At 67.9% G+C, this 18,992-nt stretch carries 17 protein-coding genes; 14 read left to right on the top strand and 3 right to left on the bottom strand.

The window, feature by feature from the left end:
* Positions 1–84: 84 nt before the first annotated feature.
* The gene (locus tag V9K91_RS15415) at positions 85–723 is read left to right on the top strand and encodes a hypothetical protein (RefSeq protein WP_068848212.1); all 639 of its coding nucleotides are present in this window, start codon (positions 85–87) and stop codon (positions 721–723) included.
* 65 nt (positions 724–788) lie between these two features.
* Here V9K91_RS15415 and V9K91_RS15410 read toward each other — a convergent pair whose 3' ends face one another.
* Positions 789–2,273 (bottom strand): AAA family ATPase, encoded by a 1,485-nt coding sequence (locus V9K91_RS15410; RefSeq protein WP_068848215.1) that lies wholly within the window; start codon positions 2,271–2,273, stop codon positions 789–791.
* Between the two features lie 131 nt (positions 2,274–2,404).
* Here V9K91_RS15410 and V9K91_RS15405 point away from each other — a divergent pair, with 131 nt between their 5' ends.
* The 9 genes from V9K91_RS15405 (at position 2,405) to V9K91_RS15365 (ending at position 11,315) form a co-directional block, all read left to right on the top strand.
* Complete coding sequence (locus V9K91_RS15405) at positions 2,405–3,034, top strand: ParA family protein (protein ID WP_093535299.1); 630 nt, start codon at positions 2,405–2,407, stop codon at positions 3,032–3,034.
* A gap of 16 nt (positions 3,035–3,050) precedes the next feature.
* Positions 3,051–3,527, top strand: a complete 477-nt coding sequence (locus V9K91_RS15400; protein WP_068848219.1) for a histidine phosphatase family protein — start codon at positions 3,051–3,053, stop codon at positions 3,525–3,527.
* Between the two features lie 117 nt (positions 3,528–3,644).
* Positions 3,645–4,142, top strand: coding sequence for a YceI family protein (locus tag V9K91_RS15395; RefSeq protein WP_095362457.1), 498 nt, complete (start codon positions 3,645–3,647; stop codon positions 4,140–4,142).
* The gene (locus tag V9K91_RS15390) at positions 4,139–6,232 is read left to right on the top strand and encodes a phospholipase D family protein (RefSeq protein ID WP_095362458.1); all 2,094 of its coding nucleotides are present in this window, start codon (positions 4,139–4,141) and stop codon (positions 6,230–6,232) included. Before V9K91_RS15395 ends, V9K91_RS15390 begins: the two co-directional genes overlap by 4 nt.
* A 27-nt stretch (positions 6,233–6,259) precedes the next feature.
* Positions 6,260–6,697 (top strand): hotdog fold thioesterase, encoded by a 438-nt coding sequence (locus tag V9K91_RS15385; RefSeq protein ID WP_068848225.1) that lies wholly within the window; start codon positions 6,260–6,262, stop codon positions 6,695–6,697.
* A 73-nt stretch (positions 6,698–6,770) separates the two neighbouring features.
* Complete coding sequence (locus V9K91_RS15380; protein WP_095362459.1) at positions 6,771–7,562, top strand: lysophospholipid acyltransferase family protein; 792 nt, start codon at positions 6,771–6,773, stop codon at positions 7,560–7,562.
* 4 nt (positions 7,563–7,566) lie between these two features.
* A complete protein-coding gene (locus V9K91_RS15375) occupies positions 7,567–8,559 on the top strand; it encodes an alpha/beta fold hydrolase (RefSeq protein ID WP_095362460.1) in 993 nt (330 codons plus the stop codon).
* Positions 8,560–8,623: 64 nt separating this feature from the next.
* Positions 8,624–10,693, top strand: a complete 2,070-nt coding sequence (locus V9K91_RS15370; RefSeq protein WP_095362461.1) for a tetratricopeptide repeat protein — start codon at positions 8,624–8,626, stop codon at positions 10,691–10,693.
* A gap of 10 nt (positions 10,694–10,703) precedes the next feature.
* Positions 10,704–11,315 (top strand): YbhB/YbcL family Raf kinase inhibitor-like protein, encoded by a 612-nt coding sequence (locus tag V9K91_RS15365; protein ID WP_095362462.1) that lies wholly within the window; start codon positions 10,704–10,706, stop codon positions 11,313–11,315.
* A gap of 115 nt (positions 11,316–11,430) precedes the next feature.
* On the opposite strand, the gene V9K91_RS15360 is transcribed toward V9K91_RS15365, so the two are convergent.
* Positions 11,431–12,267 (bottom strand): META and DUF4377 domain-containing protein, encoded by an 837-nt coding sequence (locus tag V9K91_RS15360; protein WP_095362463.1) that lies wholly within the window; start codon positions 12,265–12,267, stop codon positions 11,431–11,433.
* A 71-nt stretch (positions 12,268–12,338) separates the two neighbouring features.
* Positions 12,339–13,133, bottom strand: a complete 795-nt coding sequence (locus tag V9K91_RS15355; RefSeq protein ID WP_336443621.1) for an undecaprenyl-diphosphate phosphatase — start codon at positions 13,131–13,133, stop codon at positions 12,339–12,341.
* 246 nt (positions 13,134–13,379) lie between these two features.
* Here V9K91_RS15355 and glnA point away from each other — a divergent pair, with 246 nt between their 5' ends.
* The 4 genes from glnA (at position 13,380) to V9K91_RS15335 (ending at position 18,936) form a co-directional block, all read left to right on the top strand.
* Entirely contained in the window at positions 13,380–14,789 is a 1,410-nt protein-coding gene (gene glnA, locus V9K91_RS15350) for a type I glutamate--ammonia ligase (protein ID WP_184126272.1), read from the top strand.
* Between the two features lie 361 nt (positions 14,790–15,150).
* Entirely contained in the window at positions 15,151–15,489 is a 339-nt protein-coding gene (locus tag V9K91_RS15345) for a P-II family nitrogen regulator (protein ID WP_068854487.1), read from the top strand.
* A gap of 18 nt (positions 15,490–15,507) precedes the next feature.
* Positions 15,508–16,941 (top strand): ammonium transporter, encoded by a 1,434-nt coding sequence (gene amt, locus V9K91_RS15340; RefSeq protein WP_184126271.1) that lies wholly within the window; start codon positions 15,508–15,510, stop codon positions 16,939–16,941.
* Between the two features lie 264 nt (positions 16,942–17,205).
* The gene (locus V9K91_RS15335) at positions 17,206–18,936 is read left to right on the top strand and encodes a ShlB/FhaC/HecB family hemolysin secretion/activation protein (RefSeq protein ID WP_176472567.1); all 1,731 of its coding nucleotides are present in this window, start codon (positions 17,206–17,208) and stop codon (positions 18,934–18,936) included.
* Positions 18,937–18,992: the final 56 nt, after the last annotated feature.

The raw sequence follows: 18,992 nt of genomic DNA, 5'->3' as shown, positions 1-18,992 counted from the left end.
TTCTGGCCTTCGGGACTCGCACCGCGGGCGAGCTGCGGTTAGGATCGGGGAGGGAGGTTGTTGTGACAACCTGGGGGAGTTTGTATGGCAGTGGCAAGAAAGATGCTGACCGGCATGGTGCTGGCGGCGGGGATGACCGTGTTCGGGGCGGCAGCGCAATCGTTGCCGGCATTGCAGGAGTTCTACTTCGATGACGACGTGGCTGCGGTCACGCCCGTGGTCGTGCCGGCCGACAGCAGCGATGTCGTCGACCAGCTGATGAAACAACGCGAACGTGGCCGCAAGGCGCTGGAAGCCACCGTGCAGCTGGCCAGCGTGGCCTATGCACAGGGCCGCCCGGAGCTGGGCCGTGAGCTGTACGCCGATGCGGAAAAGAATGCGCCGGGTACCTCGGTGCCGGGCCGCATGGTGCGCTGGAACCATGGCTGGGATCTGTTCCGCCAGGGTGACGCCGAGGCGGCCCTGGTGCAGTGGCACAGCGCCCAGCAGGGTCTGCGCGGCAACGCATCGTGGGTGCCGCAGACCTACGCGCTGGCGTTGTGGACGCTGGGTCGCAAGGACGAAGCGGTGAAGTGGTACGCCGCCGCCGTGCGCACCGAGCCGCAGCGTTGGAGCACCAGCGACGGCTACGCGCAGGCACTGCCGGGCTGGCGTGACAGTGAACGTGCCACCTTGGCCGAAGTGCAGCAGGCCTGGGCGGCGCAGCCGCCGGCGTGGCCGTAACACCCGCAGGTTAGCCGGCTTCGACCCTGCTCGAAGCCGGTCGCCGCACCGTGCTGGAGCGTGGTCTATTCGTCCGCGCTGACGGTACGCCCGCGTGCCCAGTCGCGCAGGCCGTTGACCTGTTCGGCCATCAGCACCGACAGCGGGCGGCTGCCGCGGATCTCGGTCATCAGCAGCTCGGTGTCCAGCGCACGTTGTTCGGCATGTGCCGCGTACAGCCCGGCCACCACGGCCTGTTCGATTTCCGCTCCAGAGAAACCATCGCTGGCCGCCGCCAGCGCCGGCAGCGCGAAATCGTCGGCATTGAGCGTGCGCCGGCCCAGGTGCAGCCGCAGCAGCTCCACCCGGGTGTTGGCATCGGGCAGGTCGACGAAGAAGATCTCGTCGAAGCGGCCTTTGCGCAGCAGCTCCGGCGGCAGTTCATGCACCTGGTTGGCGGTGGCCACGATGAACACCTGGCTCTTGCGCTCGGCCAGCCAGGTCAGCAGGTGACCCAGCACGCGCCGGGACACGCCGCCGTCCTCGCCACCACTGGCCAGGCCCTTCTCGATCTCGTCGATCCACAGCACGCACGGCGCCAGCTGCTCGGCCGAGGCCAGCGCCTCGCGCAGGTTCTTCTCGGTTTCGCCGTGGAACTTGTCGTACAGGCTGCCGAAGTCCAGGCGCAGCAGCGGCACCCCGAAGCCGGCGGCGGTGGCTTTGGCCAGCATCGATTTGCCGCAGCCCTGCACGCCCAGCAGCAGCATGCCCTTGGGCGGGTCCAGCCCGGCCGGGCCCTGGCCGCCCAGGAACACCGGGCGACGCTGGTTGACCCAGCGCTTGAGCCGGTTGGCCCCGGCCACGTCGGCGAAGCGGGTGGTGTCGTATTCGTAATGCAGGTGCCCGGCGCGGTTGAGCAGCTCGAACTTCAGCTTCGCCAGCTGCGGCAGGTCGTCCTGGCTGATCGCACCGTCGGCGAAGATCAGCTGGCGGGCGATCCGCCGTGCATCCACCAGGCTCAGCCCACGCAGGTTGTGCAGGATCTTCTTGACCGCATCGTTGTCCACTTCGACCCGGCGGCCGCCGTTCTCTCGCGCATAGGCGGCCACTTCCTCGCGCAGCATCTTGAGCAGCGCGTTGGGGTCGGGCAGGCGCGGGTTGAAGCGGGTGGCCAGCGCCTCCAGCTCGGCCGGCAGCTCCACCTTGGCGCCGATCAGCACCAGTACGTGGGCCTCGCAGTGGCGGCGCTGGATCAGGTCGCGCAGCGCGCGCTGGTGGCTGGCATAGCCCAGGTAGGGGTGGAAATCGAGAAGCAGGTAGATGCCGCGCTGGTCGGCCTGGCGGATCATCTGCAGGGCCGAACTGGCATCGGGCGGGCCGACCGCGTCGTCCTCGCGGTCCATGTCGATCCGGCGCAGCCCTTCGGTGATGGACCAGCGGTGCAGGGCCCGCCAGACATGCATCAGGGTCTGCCGGAACAGCTCCACCACACGACCCTCGTCCTGGGTCTCGATCACGATCAGCGGGGTATTGGCGCGGATCAACGCGCTGAGGTCCTGTAACTCGCTCATGCCGGCATGCAGTCCATTGGATCGCGCACGATAGCAAAGCGGCGCGGGATGCAGGAGGTTCAGCCGCGCGACTATCTCCATCACGGAGGGCGGTGTACGCTCGGGTCACGTTCCCCGGAAGCGAGGCTGGCATGAAGACGATCCTGGTAGCCGGTTCCAAGGGTGGGGTGGGTAAATCCACCATTGCCACCCACCTGGCGGCGCAGGCCGCCCTGGCCGGCAAACGGACCGTACTGGCCGACGCCGACCCGCAAGGCTCCAGCACCCGCTGGGCAGAACGCCGTGCCGGGCTGGAAAGCGCGGTGCTGCCCATTGATGCCAGCGGCAAGCACCCGCTCAAACACGTACCTGACGATACCGAGGTGTTGGTCATCGATGCCCCCGCCGGCGCCCGGGCCGGTGAGCTGGACGCCTTCCTGGACGTGGCCGACGCGGTGGTGGTGCCGGTGCTGCCCTCGGCGCTGGACATCGAAGCCATCGTCGGCTTCCTGAACACCCTGTCCAAGGTGCCGCGCGTGCACAAGCGCAAGCTGCCGGTGGGGTTGGTGCTCAACCGCACCAAACCGTGGACCCAGACCTCCCGCCAGGCCGAGCAGATGCTGGAGGAGTGGCCGTACCCGGTCGTTGCCAAGCTGCGCGATACACAAGCCTACGTGGTCATGACCGGCCTGGGCCGAAGCATGTTCGATTACCGCTCCGCGCAGGTGCGCGAGCACCAGAGTGACTGGGAGCCACTGTTGAAGTGGTTGAAGATTGCCTGAGCCAGAAGAGAGCCTTATGCGAGAACTGATCCTGCTGCGCCACGCCCATGCCGAACCTGCGGGTACCGGTCAGGCCGACCTTGACCGGCCGTTGTCGTCGACCGGGCTGGCCGAAGCCGAAGCCGCCGGCAAATGGCTGAAAGAAAACAACCTGCTGCCCGACTGCGTGCTGTATTCACCCGCGCGGCGTACCCGCGAGACCCTTGAAGCGGTGCTGGGCGTCATCGGCAACGTCGAAAAGCGCTTGGACGACGGGATTTACGAGGCGACGCCCGGTGCATTGGCCGCCCTGGTCGATGACCGCAGGGACGTGGATCGGCTGCTGGTGGTCGGGCACAACCCCGCACTGGAACAACTGGTGGCGCTGATGAGCGACGGCAGCAGCAGTGAATACCGCGGCATGGCCCCGGGCGGAATAGCGGTACTGCAGATTCCCAGAGACACAGCCATCGAGCCCGGCGTTGCCAGCCTGACCGCGTTCTGGTGGCCGTAAGCCGTGACAGCAGTACGAACCCTGTTGTGCTGTCTGCTCGGGCTGGCGGCGGGGGCGGCGCGTGCCGAACCCCCGGTGACGGCCCTGCCCCCGGCCCAGGCCGCACCCAGGCACGTGATGGAACTGGATACGGCGCGTTCGCGCCTGGGCTTCGAGATCCGCACCCGGCTGGGCCAGCGTATCGAAGGGGTGTTCCCGCGCTTTGAAGGCCGCATCGACGTGCTGGCCGATGGCCGCCACCAGGTCCACCTGCGCATGTTCACCGGCTACGTGGAGATTCCCGGCAAGGACCGCTACACCGGCTGGATGCGGGGCGAGGAGTTCTTCGACGCCGGGCGCTACCCGGTGGTCGAGTTCGATTCGGTGCCCTACGACCCGCAGCTGGTCGAAAAGGGCGGCGGCATCCATGGCCGGCTGATCCTGCGCGGGGTATCCCACCCCGAGACCCTGCAGGTTGAAGCGGCGTCCTGCCCCCGGGCCGGGTATGATTGCGATGTGGTCAGCCGCGGTACCGTCCAGCGTGGCCGGTATGGAATGGACAGCTGGCAGCTAGCCCTGAGTGATCGAGTGACCTTCGTCCTGCGTGCGCGTCTCAACGAGGCGCTGAAACCGTGAATCCCCTGCTGCGGGTGATCGTGCTGGCAATCCTGTTGCTGGGCAGCGGCTGTGCGTCGCTGTCCAACGCGCAGCGCGAGCGCGCGGCCGGCATTGCGGCGCAGGCGCGTTCCCAGACGGTGGATTGCGACCAGCCCGACCGCTGCGCGCTCGATTCGCCGTTGCGCGCCCTGGGCGGGCAGGCCTTCAGCGAATCCACCGAAGCGGCGCCTCGCCATTACGCCACCATCCTGGACGAGGGCGAAACCGCGCTGGTGGCGCGCATCAACCTGATCCGCAGCGCCACCCGCAGCATCGACCTGCAGACCTACATCTTCGACAAGGACGACAGCGCCCGGCTGGTGCTGGACGAACTGCTGGCCGCCGCCCGGCGCGGCGTGAAGGTGCGGGTGCTGATCGACCAGCTCTCGGCGATCTCCGACCTGGAGATCCTGGCCGCGCTGGCCAGCAGCCACCAGAATTTCGAAATACGCGTCTACAACCCGACGTTCGGCAAGGCGCGGCTGAACTACGCCGATTACGCCGGCAGCGTGATCTGCTGTTTCCGCCGCTTCAACCAGCGCATGCACAACAAGCTGCTGGTGATCGACGATGCGCTGGGCGTGGTGGGCGGGCGCAATTACCAGGACGACTATTACGACTGGGACAGCGAATACAACTTCCGCGACCGCGACGTACTGCTGGCCGGCCCCGAAGCGCGCGGCATGGCAGCCAACTTCGATGCGTTCTGGCGGGCCCAGCGCAGCGTGCCGGCCGAGCGCCTGAACGATGTGGGCAATACCCTGCTCAAGCAGGGCGCCCCGGCCATGCCGCCGGCCGACTACCGCCGCCCGGCGCGGGTGGAACAGGTGATCGATGAGGCGATCGACCCGGCCTACATCCAGCGCATGTTCGTCGATACCGCGCTGCCGGTGCGCTCGGTCCGCTATGTGGCCGACCTGCCGCGCAAGCACCGCCGCGAGCGTGCCAGCCAGCCGGCCAACGGCCAGCACGTGACTGAGCCGCAGCTGGATTCGTTGATTGCCGGCGCGCAGAGCGAAGTGCTGCTGCAGACCCCGTACCTGGTGCTGTCCAAGCCGGCGCGCAAGTTGTTCGAGGCACTGCGCAAGCGCGAACAACCGCCGCGCATCGTGGTCTCCACCAACAGCCTGGCCGCCACCGACAACCCGATCGTCTACGCGCTGTCCTATAAGTACAAGCGCCGCAACATGCGCGAGCTGGGCTTCAACATCTACGAATTCAAGCCGTTCCCGCTGGATGCGCCGGTCGACTACCGCAACCTGGTGCCGGCCCCGCTGGGCACCACGCCCAGCACCGACAGCGGGCGCAGCAGCCTGTTGGGTGGCAGCGCGGCCGGCAGCAACGCGCGCAGCAGCGGCAGCAACCGGCGCAGGGCGGACACCGCGGGCGCCACCGCACCGCCCGTGGCGCAGGAAGACGCCGGCACCGTGCCAGCCACCGACGACGCCGGCGACCGCCCGCAGCCCACCCCCGGCCCGGCCGCGCGCCGCCGTACCGACGGCAGCGTGGTGGAGCGCCGCGTGCTGCGTGCCGAAACCCGGCCCTCGTTCCTGGGCACCAAGGCGGTGAACAAGCCGCTGCCGGTGACCCGCAGCGGCGCGCGCATGGGCCTGCACGCCAAATCGCTGGTGGTGGACCGCCGCATCGGCGTGATCGGCACCCACAACTTCGACCCGCGTAGCGAGAACTACAACACCGAAGGCGCGGTCATCATCGATGACCCGGCGTTTGCCGAAGCGCTGGCGCAGAGCATCCTGCGCGACATCCACCCGGAGAACTCCTGGGTGGTGGCGCCGCGGACCAAGCCGCCGGTGCTGTCGGGCCTGAACTACAGCGTGGGCAAGGCCTCCGAAGCACTGCCGGTGCTCGATTTCTGGCCGTGGCGTTACGCCACCGATTACGAATTCCAGCCCGGCCCGGAATGCCCGGAGCCGCTGCGCCGCCAGGACCCGGACTTCCACCGCTGCTATGTGGCCGTGGGCGATTTCCCCGAGGTCAACGTCGGCCCGAAGTGGCTGCTGGTGCGCATGCTCACCGCGTTCGGCGCCGGCCTGGTGCCCATCCTGTAATTACTCTTCGTTCCAAGGAAGCAGCGCATGTCCCAGGTATTCCGCGAGCCGGTTTCGATCGAGGCGCTCAACGCGCTCAGCCGCAACACCCTGATCGAACACCTTGGCATCGTCTTTACCGCCGCCGGTGACGACTGGGTCCAGGCCACCATGCCGGTCGACGCGCGCACCCGCCAGCCTTACGGCATCCTGCACGGGGGCGCCTCGGTGGTGCTGGCCGAAACCCTGGGCAGCAGCGCCGGCAACCTGTGCGTGGATACCCGCGAACAGGTCTGCGTGGGCCTGGAGATCAACGCCAACCACATCCGCGCCCAGCGCGGTGGCACCGTTACCGGTACCGCGCGGGCCGTGCACGTGGGCCGCAGCACCCACGTGTGGGACATCCGCATCGAAGACGAGGCCGGCAAGCTGGTCTGCACCTCGCGGCTGACCCTGGCCGTGGTCCCGGCAGTCCGCCCGGGCTGAGCCCGGCTTGACCTGCTGTGGCGGATGGCCCGCCACGCTGGCAGACCCCGCAGCGCTCGGGTATCGTTCGCGGATGACTTCCCCCCCTTCGGCCTCGCGTGGCGGCGTGGCGCGTGTGTGCCGTTACCTGTACCGCGTTCCCCTGCTGCTGGTCCACCTGCTGCTGTTCCTTCCGCTGCTCCTGGTCGGCATGCTGCCGCCGTGGGGCAACCTGCGCGTGGGCGGGCGTACGCTGGAGCACCTGCTGGTCAATGCCTGGTCGGGCGGGTTGATGTGGATCTTCGGCTTCCGCCTGCACCGCATCGGCACGCCGTTGCCGGGCGCGGTGCTGTTCGTGGCCAACCACGTCAGCTGGGTGGACATCTCCATGCTGCACAGCCAGCGCATGATGGGCTTCGTGGCCAAGCGCGAAATCGCCGGTTGGCCGGTGGTCGGCTGGCTGGCCGCACGCGGGCAGACCATCTTCCACCAGCGTGGCAGCACCGAATCGCTGGGCGGAGTGATGCAGCTGATGGTCGAGCGCCTGCAGCAAGGCAAGGCCGTGGGCGTGTTCCCGGAAGGGCGCACCCGCGGTGGCCATGAAGTGGGCCCGTTCCACGCCCGCATCTTCCAGGCCGCAGTGGAAACCCAGGTGCCGGTACAGCCGGTGGCGCTGCGCTACGGCGTGCGCGGCGACGCGCAGACCGTGGTCGCGTTCGGCGAACGCGAAAGCTTCTTCGCCAACTTCCTTCGCCTGCTGGGGGAACCGGCACGGCGGGCCGAGGTGCACTTCCTCGCGCCCATTGGCACCCATGACCTGGAAGGCCGTCGCCGCATCGCGGAAACCTCGCGTGCGCGCATCGTGGCGGCCATGAACGCCCAATAGCGCGATGCTGACCGCTGCCGACTACTGTCCGCCGCGTTGGCTGCGCAACCCGCACCTGCAGTCGATGCTCAGCTCCAGCCGCATGCGCATGCAGCGCGGCCTGGTGCTGCTGGCCGCCACCGGCGCGCTCACCGAAGAGCTGATCCTGGATGGCGGCGAAGGCGTGCGCCTGCAGGGCTGGCACAGCCGCATCGAAGGCCGTGAGCCGGTCGGCATGGCGCTGCTGCTGCATGGCTGGGAAGGCAGTTCCGAATCCAGCTACATGCGCATGACCGCCGCGCGCATGCTCGAGGCCGGCTACGACGTGGTGCGCCTGAACTTCCGCGACCACGGCAACACCCACCACCTCAACCCCGGCATCTTCCACTCCAACCGCATCGACGAAGTGGTGCAGGCCGCCGGCGACATTGCCCGGCGCTGGCCGCAGCTGCCGCTGGTGGCGGCCGGCTACTCGCTGGGCGGCAATTTCGTGCTGCGGCTGGCGCTGCGCGCGCCGTCGGCCGGGGTGCCGCTGCGGCGGGTGGCCTCGGTCTGCCCGGTGCTGGACCCGGCGATCACCATGGAAAGCATCGAAAACGGCCCGGCGATGTACGACTGGTACTTCCGCCGCAAATGGGCCGGCTCGCTGCGCCGCAAGCGCGACCTGTTCCCCGAGCTGAGCGACTGGGACGACCGCGTGCTGAAGCTGGACATCCGCGCGCTGACCGCCTGGCTGGTGGAACACCACACCGAATTCGGCACCCTGCAGGCTTATTTCGACGGCTATTCCATCGCCGGCGACCGCCTGTCGGGGCTGGAAGTGCCGGCCGACATCCTGATGGCCCAGGACGACCCGGTGATTCCCTACGCCACCTTCCACGGCTGGCGCCTGCCGGCCCATGCCCGGCTGGAAATCGCCCCATGGGGCGGCCACTGCGGGTTCCTGGAAAACTGGCGCGGCGATGGCTTCTCCGAACGCTGGGTGGCCCAGCGGCTGAGCCTGGAAGCGCTGCGCTGAGGGACGACCCGGCGCGCCGGCGCCGGTGTTCTACAATCGGGGTTTGACCCCAAGCCGGACCGTCATGCAAGACACTATTCTCCAAGCCCTGCGCCGCAACGCAGTGGAAGAAGCCGCGCAGCTGGCGCGCGAATGGATCCAGGCCGAGCCGGAGCAGCCGCAGGCGCACCGCTGGCTGGCCCTGGCGCTGCAGCAGCAGGGCCAGCACGACGCAGCACTGGCCAGCCTGCAGCGCGGGCTGGAGCTGGCCCCGGACAACGCCGAACTGCATCTGCAGCACGCCGGCCTGCTGCTGGCGCTGCGCCAGTTCGACGCCGCCAACAGCGCGCTGGACCGCACCGCAGAGCTCAATCCCAACGAACTGTCGGCCTACCTGATGCAGGCCCACCTGGCGTTGTCGCGCAACGATGTGGACGAGGCCGAGCGGATCACCCGCACCGCCGCGCGCGTCGAGGAAGACAACGCCGAAGTGGTGGCGCTGCAGGGCATGATCGCGCTGCGCCGCAATGATGCCGACCGTGCGCTGGCGCTGCTCTCGGCCGCCAGCCAGGCGCTGCCCAACGATGCACGTATCCTCTATGCGCTGGGCTTTGCCTACCTGGGCAAGGATCTGTTGGCGTTTGCCGAACAGGCCTTCCGCCGCGTGCTGGAGATCAACCCGGCCATCACTTCGCTGCAGGGCCTGCTGGTGCAGCTGGCCCTGCGCCAGGGCAATACCGAAAACGCCGCCGCCATCGTGGGCCAGGTGCTGGCCCAGCCCGAGACCGACACCCCGGCGATGCGCCGCCTGGCCGGCGAGCTGGCCCTGCAGTCGGGCCAGCCGCTGCAGGCGCTGGAACACCTGCTGCCGGTGCTGGAACAGTGGCCGGCCGACCGCCAGACCCTGCAGCTGCTGCTGATGGCCTGGCAGCGCCTGGGCCGCGAGCAGCAGGCCCGCGACACCCTGGATGCCACGCTGGAAACGCACCCGCAGGAACACAACCTGTGGATGGCCCGCCTGGCCATCGAAGTGGTCGGCAGTGCCGAGGCCGCCGCCGTGGCCGATCGCTGGATCGCGGCCGTGCCGGATCACCTGCCGGCGCTGGAAGCGCGCCTGCGCCTGCACGACATGGCCGGCGATGCCGCCGCCGCGGAAGCCATTGCGCGTCGGATCATTGCGCTGGAGCCCGGCCGCAGCAGCGGTGAAATGCGCGTGGTCGAGGCCCTGCTGGCGCGTGACCCGGCGGCGGCTGTGGCGCACGTGGAGCAGCTGATCGAGCAGGTTCCGGCCGAGGCCAAGCCGGGCCTGCGCGCCTGGCTGGGCGCGGTGCAGGACCGTGCCGGTCAGCACGCCGCCGCGCTGGCCACGTGGACCAGCCTGCATTCCAACGAAGCCTCCATGCGCTTGCCGTTGCCGCCGCAGGCCAAGGCCCCGTTGAGCTGGCCGGCGCTGGGCGAGGTTGCCGCCGACGTCGGCAGTCGCCCCATGTTCGTATGGGGCGCGCCGGGTTCGGGCGTAGAGCGGGTCGTCGCCGCTATCGCGGCGGCCAGCCCGGTGGTGCGTGGCGATCGCTTCAGTCCCAACCCGCCCAATGATGCGTTCCAGAGCTACCACGCGCTGCAGGACCTCTCCACCGGCAAGCTGGCGCCGGAGCAGCTGGTGGCGCAGTGGCGCGCCGCCCTGCCCGAACGCGGCCTGGCCGATGGCAACGTGATCGACTGGCTGCTCTGGTGGGACAACGCGCTGCTGTGGGCGCTGCGCCCGCAGCTGCCCGAAGGCCGCCTGCTGCTGGTGCTGCGCGACCCGCGTGACATGCTGCTGGAGTGGCTGGCACACGGCGCACCGGCACCTTTTGCGGTGAACTCGGTGCACGAAGTGGCCGAGTGGCTGGCGCGCGCACTTGCCCAGATCGCAACGCTGCACGAGCAGGACCTGTACCCGCACGCGGTGGTGCGCGTCGACGAGATCGGCAACGACCCGGCCGCCATGGCCGAGCATCTGGGCCGCTTGTTCGGCGTGCATTTCCCGCCCGCGCAGACCCTTGGCCCGGCGCGCTTCCCGGCCGGCCACTGGCGCCAGTACAGCGAGGTCCTGTCTGCCGCGTTCGCCCAGCTCACCCCGGTTGCGGTGCGGCTTGGCTATACCGAAGCGTAAGGAGACCCTGATGAAACTCACCAGTACCCGCCTGCGCAACGGCGCGCCGATCGACAGCAGCTTCGCCGCAGGTGATGCCAACGGCTTCGCCGCCAACCGCAACCCGCCGCTGGCTTGGAGCGAGGTGCCCGAGGGCACCCGTTCGTTTGCCCTGTTGTGCATCGACCCGGACGTGCCCACGGTGCCGGAAACGGTGGGCCGCAGCGACTGCAGCGTGCCCGTCGACCAGCCACGTGCCGACTTCACCCACTGGGCGATGGCCGACATTCCGGCAGACCTGCGCGAGATCGCCGAAGGCAGCTGCAGCGATGGCTTCACCGCCAAGGGCAAGCCGCAGCCTGCCGGCCCGGCCGGTGCGCGCCAGGGCCTGAACGATTTCACAGGCTGGTTCGCCGGCAACCCGGACATGGCCGGCCAGTACCTGGGCTACGACGGCCCGTACCCGCCGTTCAACGACGCGCGCGTGCACCGTTACTTCTTCCGCCTGTTCGCGCTGGACGTGGCCACGCTCGAGCTGCCCACGCCGTTCACCGCTGCCGACGTGCACAAGGCCATGCACGGCCACGTGCTGGCCGAAGCCGCATTGCACGGCACCTACACGCTCAACCCGGCGTTGGCGTAAACCAGACGCGTGCCGAAGGGAACGGCAGGAGCTGTTCCCAACGTCGCGCAGCGACGGCCCGCAGGGTGCCCGCCAGGACGGCGGGCATACCGTTGGCCGGCCCACGCAATGCCGGTCACTTCTCGGTCGCAGACTCCACGACCATATCCAGCACATACGCCTTAGACGACGCATCGGCCGGCGGGTTGGCCACGTTGAAGCGCTTCACCCGCAGCACGTTGCGCGTGCCGGCTTCATGGGTATAGCCCTCGATCACGTCGTAGAAGTTCTCGAACGCGCCCGGCGCACCCTGCTTGATCCCCTTGTCGTCGAAGTGGATCTCACGGGTCTGCAGGCACTGCTTATCGCGGATCATCGGGTGCGGGCACGGCTTGGTCTGCGCGGCCACCTCGATGAAGATCGTCTCGCCCGGGCCGCCGAAGCGGGTTTCGGCGGTGGGCTGCGGGCTGAACACCAGCACGTCACCGCTGGCGGTGCGCAGGGTCAGCTGGCCTTCGCCGCCCAGCTCGGTCTTCAGCGCGCCTTCCAGCCGCGAACCCACCGCCTGGTCCAGCGCCATCAGCGCCTTGTCGGTGCAGGCCATCATGGTCGAAGCCATCGGCGAAACGGTCAGCGTGCCGTCGGCCAGGGTGTAGCCGCCGCCCATGCGGTTGCAGGTATTGCTCACGGCCAGGCGGCCATCGATGAAGTCCAGCGTGACCGGCTTGTCGGCGCGCGCGAACAGCGCATCGATGCGCTTGCCGGCGCTGTCGGTGGCGCTGTCGAGCACCCAGTGGTTGCCCTGCAGGCGCTGCACGTCCAGCTGCACGGCGGCCTTCTGGTCGGCGGCGGCGGTCGGGGCCGGCGCGAGGTCGTCGCGGCCGGGGCCGGCGGGGGCCTGGCTGGAGGGGTTGCTGCACGCAGCCAGCAGGGCCAGCGGCAGGATCAGCATCAGGTTGCGGGTGGTTTTCATGGACATCTCCTTGGGAACCCGGGGAATAACGTTGGAGCAGCCCGGGTGGGGTTGCGGCGGCGCGGCGCTGTTCAGTTCCCGGCAGGCAGGAACAGCAGCAGGCCCGCACCGAGTGCGATCCGGTAGAACGCAAACGCCGTGAAGCGGTGGGCCTTGATGTAGCCCAGCAGCCACTTCACTACGACGAAGCCGGTGATGACGGCGGCAACGAAGGCCACGCCCACGTCGGCCCAGTTCTCGCTGGCCAGCCTGCCGTCCTTGGCCAGTTCCATGAATGCGTAGCCACTGGCGGCGAACATGGTGGGAATACCCACCAGGAACACGAATTCAGTGGCTGCCGCGCGCCTGCTCAGGCCGAACAGCATGGCGATGAAGATTGCCGCCGCCGAGCGCGAGGTGCCCGGGAACACGCCCGCCACCACCTGCGCCAGGCCAACCAGCACCGCCACCTTCCAGGTCACCTCGTCGCGGTCGGGCAGGCGCGCGGTGCGCGCTTCCACCAGGATCATCCAGATACCACCGATGATCAGCGCCCACGCCACCGGGGTCACCGTTTCGGGCAGCTCCCAGCCGGCCAGCCGGACCGGCAGGCCCACGATCGCGGTCACCAGGAACGCGGTGCCCAGCTTGAGCACGTAATCGCGGTTGGCGCGGTCGTGCAGGCCGGTGGCCAGCGTCCACAACCGCTGGCGGAACACCAGGGTGATGGCCAGGATCGCACCGGCCTGGATCACGATGTTGAAGAAGTCCGAGCGTGCGCCCAGCCAGTGCTGGGCGATCAGCAGGTGGCCGGTGCTGGAAATCGGCAGGAATTCGGTGAGGCCTTCAAGGATGCCCAACAGCAGGGCGGAGAACAGATCGGACATCGGCGGGCAATTGCTCGAAAAATGAAGGGGTAGAGCCGGGCCGTGCCCGGCTGGTGCGGTGAAATCATAAAACATCACAACCCGCACCAAATGTGTGCATGGTGCGGCCATTGCACCGCAATGGTGCGCCGCGTTCAGCGTCCATCCGGGTGCACGCCGTGTGAAATCAATCACTTGTGCGCCACGAAAAGTTGGCACGGGGATTGCTCTATCCACACAGGCAATCACCCATCTGAGGTTTCACCGATGTCCGTGGAAAATGTTGAGAAGCTGATCAAGGACAACCAGATCGAGTTCATCGACCTGCGTTTTGTCGACATGCGCGGTGTGGAACAGCACGTCACCTTCCCGGTCAGCATCGTGGAACCGTCCCTGTTCGAAGAAGGCAAGATGTTCGACGGCAGCTCCATCGCCGGCTGGAAGGGCATCAATGAGTCCGACATGGTCCTGCTGCCGGACCCGGCCAGCGCCTACGTCGACCCGTTCTACCAGCACCCGACCCTGGTGATCAGCTGCGACATCCTCGACCCGGCCACCATGCAGCCGTACGGCCGCTGCCCGCGCGGCATCGCCAAGCGCGCCGAGGCCTACCTGAAGTCCTCCGGCATTGCCGAGCAGGCCTTCTTCGGCCCGGAGCCGGAGTTCTTCATCTTCGACTCCGTCCAGTTCGCCAACGACATGGGCAACACCTTCTTCAAGATCTCCTCCGAAGAAGCCGCCTGGAGCACCGGCGACAAGTTCGACGGCGCCAACAGCGGCTACCGTCCGGCCGTCAAGGGCGGCTACTTCCCGGTCCCGCCGACCGATTCGCTGCACGACCTGCGCGCTGAAATGTGCAAGACGCTGGAACAGGTCGGCATTGAAGTCGAAGTGCAGCACCACGAAGTGGCCACCGCCGGCCAGTGCGAAATCGGCACCAAGTTCAGCACCCTGGTGCAGAAGGCCGACGAACTGCTGCGCATGAAGCACGTCATCAAGAACGTGGCCCACCGCAATGGCAAGACCGCCACCTTCATGCCCAAGCCGATCGTCGGCGACAACGGCAGCGGCATGCACGTGCACCAGTCGCTGTCCAAGGGCGGCACCAACCTGTTCTCCGGCGACGGCTACGGCGGCCTGAGCCAGCTGGCGCTGTGGTACATCGGCGGCATCTTCAAGCACGCCAAGGCCATCAACGCCTTCGCCAACTCCGGTACCAACAGCTACAAGCGCCTGGTGCCGGGCTTCGAAGCCCCGGTCATGCTGGCCTATTCGGCCCGCAACCGCTCGGCCTCGTGCCGCATTCCGTGGGTGTCCAACCCGAAGGCGCGCCGCATTGAAATGCGCTTCCCCGATCCGATCCAGTCCGGCTACCTGACCTTCACCGTACTGATGATGGCCGGCCTGGACGGCATCAAGAACCAGATCGACCCGGGCGCACCGAGCGACAAGGACCTGTACGACCTGCCGCCGGAAGAAGAGAAGCTGATCCCGCAGGTGTGCTCCAGCCTGGACCAGGCCCTGGAAGCGCTGGACAAGGACCGCGAGTTCCTCAAGGCCGGCGGCGTGATGACCGACGACTTCATCGATGGCTACATCGCGCTGAAGATGCAGGAAGTGACCCGCTTCCGCGCCGCCACGCACCCGCTCGAATACCAGATGTACTACGCCAACTGAGCAACAGGTGGCGATGCCGAAGGACTTCCCTCCCACCTTCGTCATCGCCACCGCTTCTGCACCAACGCGCCATGGCTGGGGAGCCAAAACGCGGCAACACGCACCACGCGGCATTCCGCACGCACCACGCGACAATCCGCACGCACCACCCGGTAGAGCCGACTGTTAGTCGGCTGCTTCTGCCGCACCACCAGGGGAAAAGAGAGACCGGACGCGCAGCATGGGCCACACCTCCCTCCCGCGTCATCGCGGTCCATGCAGCGTTCGGCGCAACAACCGGTGGCCATGTGCAAGTGGCCGCCGGTTGACCTGACATCGGCCTGCCCTGCAGGCCGGTTCCATCCACCATCGGGACATGCGCATGAAACTGATCTCCGCCATCATCCGGCCGTTCAAGCTCGACGAGGTCCGCGAGGCCCTCTCCGATGCGGGCGTGTCGGGCATTACCGTGACTGAAGTAAAAGGCTTCGGTCGCCAGAAGGGACACACCGAGTTGTATCGCGGCGCCGAGTACGTCGTGGATTTCCTGCCCAAGATCAAGATCGAAACCGTGGTCACCGACGAACGCCTGGACGCGGTGGTTGAAGCGATCCAGAACGCGGCCGGCACCGGCAAGATCGGCGACGGCAAGATCTTCGTCACCGCCGTTGAACAGGTCATCCGCATCCGCACCGGCGAAATCGGCGCGGACGCGCTCTAACCCCACTCGGAGCCCACAATGAAGACTTCCTTGTTCACCGGGTGGCAAGCCCGGTTCCACGCGGTGTGCCTGTTGATGCTGTTCAGCGCGCTGGCGGTGGGTGCCTTCTCAGGCACCGCGCATGCCCAGGCCCAGGTCAGCCCCGCACCATCGGAAGCTGTTGCCGTCGAACCGCTGCCCGGCCCGGAAGCCGCGGCCCCGGCCGCCGCCGCGGAAGCTGCCGCAGCGCCCACCTTCGACCATGGCGACGTCGCCTGGATGCTCACCTCCACCCTGCTCGTGCTGCTGATGGTGGTGCCTGGCCTGGCCCTGTTCTACGGCGGCCTGGTCCGCTCCAAGAACGTACTGTCCGTCCTCAGCCAGATCCTGGTGGTGTTCTCGCTGGTGCTGATCCTGTGGGTGGCCTATGGCTACAGCGCGGTGTTCAGCGAAGGCAACGCCTTCTTCGGCTCGTTCACCCAGTTCGCCTTCCTGAAGGGCTTTGCGCCCGATTCGGTGGGTAACACCCCGATCAAGGGCCTGCCGGATTACCTGTTCGTCGCCTTCCAGTCCACCTTCGCCGGCATCACCACCGCGCTGATCGTCGGTGCGTTCGCCGAACGCATCAAGTTCAAGGCGGTGCTGCTGTTCTCGGCACTGTGGTTCACCCTGAGCTACATCCCGATGGCCCACATCGTGTGGGGCGGCGGTTACCTCGGCGCAATGGGCGCGATCGACTTCGCCGGTGGCACCGTGGTGCACATCAACGCGGGCGTGGCCGGCCTGGTCGCCGCGTACTTCGTCGGCAAGCGCATCGGCTACGGCCAGACCGCCCTGAAGCCGCACAACGTGCCGTTCACCTACATCGGCGCGATGCTGCTGTGGGTGGGCTGGTTCGGCTTCAATGCCGGCTCGGCTGCTGCTGCCGACACCGTGGCATCGCTGGCCTTCATCAACACCATCCTCGCCACCGCCGCTGCGGTGCTGGGCTGGACCCTGGTCGAAGCGGTCAGCAAGGGCAAGCCGTCCGCGCTGGGCGCGGCGTCCGGCGCGGTCGCCGGGCTGGTCGGCATTACCCCGGCGTGCGGCACCGTGGGTCCGCTGGGTGCGATCGTGATCGGCCTGGTCACCGGCGTGGTGTGCGTGTGGGGCGTCACCGGCCTCAAGCGCCTGCTCAAGGTTGATGACACCGCCGACGTGTTCGGTGTGCACGGCGTCGGCGGCATCGTCGGCGCGCTGCTCACCGGTGTGTTCAGCGCGCAGTCGCTGGGCGGCACCAAGGCCGACCTCGACATCGGCCACCAGGTATGGGTGCAGCTGGTCAGCGTGGGCTTCACCATCGCCTGGTGCGCGGTCGTCACCGTCGCCATCCTGCTGGTGGTGCGCCTGGTGTTCGGCCTGCGCGTCACCGAGGAAGCCGAGCGCACCGGTCTGGACGTCACCTCGCACGGCGAGTCCGCTTACGAGGTCTGATAGAGGTCACAGTTTCTTCGGGGTTACACCATTGCGGTAATGCACGTTGACCATTGACGTTGCTACCGGCGGTCTTCGGGCCGCCGGTTTTTTTATGCCCGCGCACGCCCCGGGCGATGTCTCACTTTCACGCGCGATGCGTAGTTTTCCTACAAACGAAAGGGAGGATCCAGAGCTGTTTCGGATCGCAGGGTTGCTTTAAAGTTCCCCGCCCGCCGGCCGTTTCAGGATCGGAGGCATCAGAATTTTCTGCCAGGGAAGCGCGTGAACGTGGATCAGGGACGTATCGAACGCAGCCGTGCGCTGCGCTGGCCGTTGGCCGTGGCCGTGGCAATCGCCTGCCTGCCGGCCGCCGCCGTTGCACAGGTGGCCGGGCCGTCAGACCAGGAACTGCTGCGCCAGCAGGAGCGTGAGCGGGTGCTGCGCGAGCAGCAGGAAACCACGCCTGACGTACGCCTGCAGGCAGCCCCGGAAGAAGCCGTCGGTCGCCTGCCGGTCGACGAATCGCCCTGTTTCACCATCAACCACATCGTGCTCGACGGTGAACTGGCCGAACGCTTCGGTTGGGCGCTGAAGGCCGCCGATCCGCGCAACGATCGCGCCACCGGGCGCTGCCTCGGCACCGGTGGCGTGGACATCGTGATGAAGCGCGTGCAGAACGCGATCATCGCCCGCGGCTTCGTCACCACCCGCATCCTTGCCGCCCCGCAGGACCTGAAGACCGGCACGCTCACGCTGACGGTGGTCCCAGGGCGCATCCACGCGGTCCGCTTCGCCAGCGGTGAAGGACGCACCCCGGCTCTGTGGAACGCACTGGCGGTCGGCCCCGGCGACCTGCTCAACCTGCGCGACATCGAACAGGCGCTGGAAAACCTGCAGCGCGTGCCGACCGCCACCGTGGACATCCAGATCGCACCGCCGCAGGAAGGCGAACAGGCCCGGCCCGGTGAGAGCGACCTGCTCATCAGCTGGAGCCAGCGCGCGCCCGTGCGCCTCAACCTGACCCTGGACGACGCCGGCAGCACCTCCACCGGCAAGCTGCAGGCCGGTGCCACGGTGTCGCTGGACAACCTGGCCGGGATCAGCGACCTGTTCTATTTCAACGCCGGCAAGTCCGTGTTCAACGGCAGCGCACGCGGCACCGACAGCTGGGCCGCGCACTACAGCGTGCCCATGGGGTGGTGGCTGCTGGGTGCCAACGCCAGCGAGTACGACTACCAGCAGACCGTGGCCGGCGCGTTCGAGACGTACGAATACAGCGGCTCCAGCCGCAACGCCGAACTGCGCCTCACCCGCATGCTGTTCCGCAACGCGCGCGCAAAGACCAGCATGCACGCGCGCGGCTGGTACCGCGAATCGGACAACTTCATCGACGACACCGAAATCCTGGTGCAGCGCCGGCGCATGGCCGGCTGGGAACTCGGGCTCGCCCACCGCCAGTTCATCGGCAAGGCCACCCTGGACGGCAACCTGGCATACCGACGTGGTACCGGCGCGTTCGATGCGCTGCACGCACCGGAGGAGGGGTTCGGCGAAGGCACCGCGCGCGGCAAGGTGGTCACCGCCGATGCGCAGCTCACCGTGCCGATGCAGTGGGGCAGCCAGGCCGTGCGCTACACCGGCAGCTGGCGCGCGCAGTGGAACCGCTCGCGGCTGGTCCCGCAGGACCGCTTCTCCATCGGCGGCCGCTACACCGTGCGTGGCTTCGACGGTGAAGTCTCGCTCACCGGCGAGCGCGGCTGGCTGCTGCGCAATGAGCTGGCGTTCGCGCTCGGCGGCGCAGTGGAGAGCTACGTGGCGATCGACCACGGCCAGGTCAGCGGCCCGTCCACCGGATGGCTGCTCGGCGACCGCCTCACCGGCATGGCGCTGGGCCTGCGCGGTGGCACCCGCCACGTGCAATGGGAAGGCTTCGTGGGCAGCCCGCTGGACAAGCCCGCCGGTTTCCAGACCGCCTACACCACCTTTGGCATGAATCTCGGCGTCTCGTTCTGACGTCCGTCGTACGGTACTGCGCACCCTGCCGGTGCGCGCCCTTACCACCGCATTGA

Source organism: Stenotrophomonas sp. CCNWLW57, assembly GCF_037203925.1.
GTDB classification, from domain to species: Bacteria; Pseudomonadota; Gammaproteobacteria; order Xanthomonadales; family Xanthomonadaceae; genus Stenotrophomonas; species Stenotrophomonas rhizophila_A.
Note: the sequence above shows the minus strand (reverse complement) of the source record. Positions and strands in the feature narration are given on the sequence as shown.

Excerpts from the sequence above, each read along its gene's own strand:
- V9K91_RS15415 (WP_068848212.1), top strand. The coding sequence starts at position 85 with ATGGCAGTGGCAAGAAAGATGCTGACCGGCATGGTGCTGGCGGCGGGG.
- V9K91_RS15410 (WP_068848215.1), bottom strand. The coding sequence starts at position 2,273 with ATGAGCGAGTTACAGGACCTCAGCGCGTTGATCCGCGCCAATACCCCG.
- V9K91_RS15405 (WP_093535299.1), top strand. The coding sequence starts at position 2,405 with ATGAAGACGATCCTGGTAGCCGGTTCCAAGGGTGGGGTGGGTAAATCC.
- V9K91_RS15400 (WP_068848219.1), top strand. The coding sequence starts at position 3,051 with ATGCGAGAACTGATCCTGCTGCGCCACGCCCATGCCGAACCTGCGGGT.
- V9K91_RS15395 (WP_095362457.1), top strand. The coding sequence starts at position 3,645 with ATGGAACTGGATACGGCGCGTTCGCGCCTGGGCTTCGAGATCCGCACC.
- V9K91_RS15385 (WP_068848225.1), top strand. The coding sequence starts at position 6,260 with ATGTCCCAGGTATTCCGCGAGCCGGTTTCGATCGAGGCGCTCAACGCG.
- V9K91_RS15380 (WP_095362459.1), top strand. The coding sequence starts at position 6,771 with ATGACTTCCCCCCCTTCGGCCTCGCGTGGCGGCGTGGCGCGTGTGTGC.
- V9K91_RS15375 (WP_095362460.1), top strand. The coding sequence starts at position 7,567 with ATGCTGACCGCTGCCGACTACTGTCCGCCGCGTTGGCTGCGCAACCCG.
- V9K91_RS15370 (WP_095362461.1), top strand. The coding sequence starts at position 8,624 with ATGCAAGACACTATTCTCCAAGCCCTGCGCCGCAACGCAGTGGAAGAA.
- V9K91_RS15365 (WP_095362462.1), top strand. The coding sequence starts at position 10,704 with ATGAAACTCACCAGTACCCGCCTGCGCAACGGCGCGCCGATCGACAGC.
- V9K91_RS15360 (WP_095362463.1), bottom strand. The coding sequence starts at position 12,267 with ATGAAAACCACCCGCAACCTGATGCTGATCCTGCCGCTGGCCCTGCTG.
- V9K91_RS15355 (WP_336443621.1), bottom strand. The coding sequence starts at position 13,133 with ATGTCCGATCTGTTCTCCGCCCTGCTGTTGGGCATCCTTGAAGGCCTC.
- glnA (WP_184126272.1), top strand. The coding sequence starts at position 13,380 with ATGTCCGTGGAAAATGTTGAGAAGCTGATCAAGGACAACCAGATCGAG.
- V9K91_RS15345 (WP_068854487.1), top strand. The coding sequence starts at position 15,151 with ATGAAACTGATCTCCGCCATCATCCGGCCGTTCAAGCTCGACGAGGTC.
- amt (WP_184126271.1), top strand. The coding sequence starts at position 15,508 with ATGAAGACTTCCTTGTTCACCGGGTGGCAAGCCCGGTTCCACGCGGTG.